This is a genomic window from Ensifer sp., assembly GCF_035999135.1.
Classification (GTDB): domain Bacteria; phylum Pseudomonadota; class Alphaproteobacteria; order Rhizobiales; family Rhizobiaceae; genus Ensifer.
Genome location: NZ_DASYGZ010000031.1, coordinates 1 through 2,314, shown reverse-complemented (window position 1 = coordinate 2,314; position 2,314 = coordinate 1). Strand labels below are relative to the sequence as shown.

Below are 2,314 nucleotides of genomic sequence, written 5' to 3'. Positions count from 1 at the left end.
GCCGGCAGTCATCCGACAGGACTGCGAGGGAAGGCTATTCGGTCAAACTTGTGCGAAAATGAATGTGTTGGACCGCGCCAGGGCAAATAGCGCGGTCCAACCGTTTCCACCGGGTGCCGTGACCGACGACGTGGCAGAACTTTCGCCGTCGCCCGCAGGCAGCGGCCGTGTTGCGGCGGATCGGGCGACCGGTTGCCGGTCGCTATCCGCCGCTTGCGCCTTACTGCTGGAACAGGCGCAGGATGTTCTCGGAATTGGTGTTGGCGATCGACAGCGCCTGGATGCCCAGCTGCTGCTGGGTCTGCAGCGCCTTCAGCCGTGTCGATTCCTCGTTCATGTCCGCATCCACCAGGCGGCCGACGCCCTTGTCGATCGTGTCCATCAGGTTGGCGATGAAGCCTTCCTGCAACTCGATGCGCTTGGTGATCGCGCCAAGGGTGGAGCCCGCATCCGTCAACTGATTGAGAATGCGCTCGACGACGCTGATCATGTCGGACATCTCGGCCGGCGTCGTCGACGTGGTCAGCTTGATTTCCGCCGTCGTTCCGATCGGCGTCGTCACCGGCGCTCCGATCAGGTGGTACATGCGTGCACCGAGCGTGCCGGGAGGAGAGGTGAGCTGGGACGCGTCGTAGTTTCTGGTCAGGATGCCGCGGCTGGCGTTCTTGTCGATCAGCATCGACTGCGAGGTGTCGAAGTCGAGCGTGGTGACCGATACGTTGCCGTTGGCGTCACGGTTGAACGAAGCCACCACCGACTTGGTGCCGACCGGGGCCGCGTTTGCATTGTAGAGCCAGTTTTCGCTCGAGAAGGAGGCGGACTGGGCGGCCGAGATGAGCTGGTTCTTAAGCTCGGTGATTTCCTTGTCGATCTTCAGCTTGTCGACACCCGGCTCGCTGGCGGCGACCAGCTTGCGCTTGATCTCGCTGACGACTTCGATCGACGAGTTCATCGCGGCGTAGGCCGTATCGATCTTGGCTGCACCGAGGCCAAGCGCGTCCTGGACGGTCGAAAGTGCTGCGTTGTCCGACCGCATGGTGGTCGCGATCGACCAGTAGGCTGCATTGTCCGCCGCGGTCTGTACGCGGTAGCCCGAGGAGATCCGGTCCTGGACCTCGGCCATGTCAGAATTGATCGAACGCAAAGTCTGGAGAGCCGCCATAGCGGCGGTATTGGTCATGATGCTGGTCATTGGTCACCTGCCCCGAATGAATTTCTAAGGACATTCCGGAGTGCGGCACCGGCAGCGACGGGACTGGCATCATGCGAATCGCCCCTGTTTTGCCCTGGGGGCGACCCTTCGCTCTTAACCCATACTTAACGATCCCATAGTTAACAAATGGTTAATGGCGTTAGGAAGTCGGTAACGAAAGTGAACCGACGTTAGGAAAGATGCATGAAAGGTTAAGCCGCGGCGGACCACGATCGGCCGCCGGAACAGGCAGGCTCGCTTGAGACCGATCGGGCTTCGCGAAACGAGAAAGGGCCGCACGGTCCCTGCGGACGGTGCGGCCCCTTGATGGCGTGTGACGACGGGCGGGATTGGCCCGTCGTTTCTTGTCTATTAGCGGAACAGCGAGAGGATGTTCTGCGAGTTGGTGTTCGCGATCGTCAGCGACTGGATGCCGAGCTGCTGCTGTGTCTGCAGAGCCTTGAGGCGCGTCGACTCTTCGTTCATGTCGGCGTCGACGAGGCGGCCAACGCCCTTCTCGATCGAGTCCGTGAGGTTCTCGACGAAGCCCTTCTGCAGGTCGATACGAGCGTTGAGCGCACCGAGGTCGGCGGCAGCGTCGGTCATCTGCGTCAGGACCGAGTCAACACCCGACAGAGCCTGCGCCAGGGCGCCGCCCGTCATGTTGGTGATGTCGAGCGTCAGGACGCTGTAGGTCAGCGCTACGGTCGCGCCGGTTGCGTCGGCGTAGGAGATGTTGCTGGAGAGCAGGCCCGTGCCGCCGGTGACGTTGTTGCCAGCGGTGTCGACTTCGATGAGCGAGCTCTTGTTCGTGTCGTACTGCAGCGTCGTCAGGCTGACGTTGCCCTTGGCGTCGCGGTTGAACGAACCGACAACCGACTTGGTGCCAGCCGGGTTGTTGGCGTCGGTGTAGACCCAGTTTTCGCCGGAGAACGAGGCCGACTTGGCAATGCTCAGGAGCTGGCTCTGCAGTTCCTTGATTTCCTTCTGGATCTTGCTCTTGTCAACGCCCGGCTCGCTGGCGGTAACCAGCTTCTTCTTGATTTCGTCGACGACGTCCTTGGAGTTTTCCATGGCCGACGAAGCAACGTCGGTCTTGGCAGCGCCGAGGCCGAGGGCGTC

General features: G+C 61.6%; 2 protein-coding genes. Both read right to left on the bottom strand.

Annotated features, from left to right (window positions below; translation table 11 throughout):
* Positions 1-220: 220 nt before the first annotated feature.
* Positions 221-1,192 carry a flagellin gene (locus VGO12_RS02450; RefSeq protein WP_327511159.1) on the bottom strand — a complete coding sequence of 324 codons (972 nt, stop codon included), beginning with the start codon at positions 1,190-1,192 and terminating at the stop codon, positions 221-223.
* Positions 1,193-1,564: 372 nt separating this feature from the next.
* On the bottom strand, positions 1,565-2,314 hold a 750-nt coding region (locus tag VGO12_RS02445), incomplete at its 5' end, for a flagellin (RefSeq protein ID WP_327511158.1).

Bases quoted from the DNA above. Each gene is read 5' to 3' on its own strand.
- VGO12_RS02450 (WP_327511159.1), bottom strand. From the start codon at position 1,192: ATGACCAGCATCATGACCAATACCGCCGCTATGGCGGCTCTCCAGACT.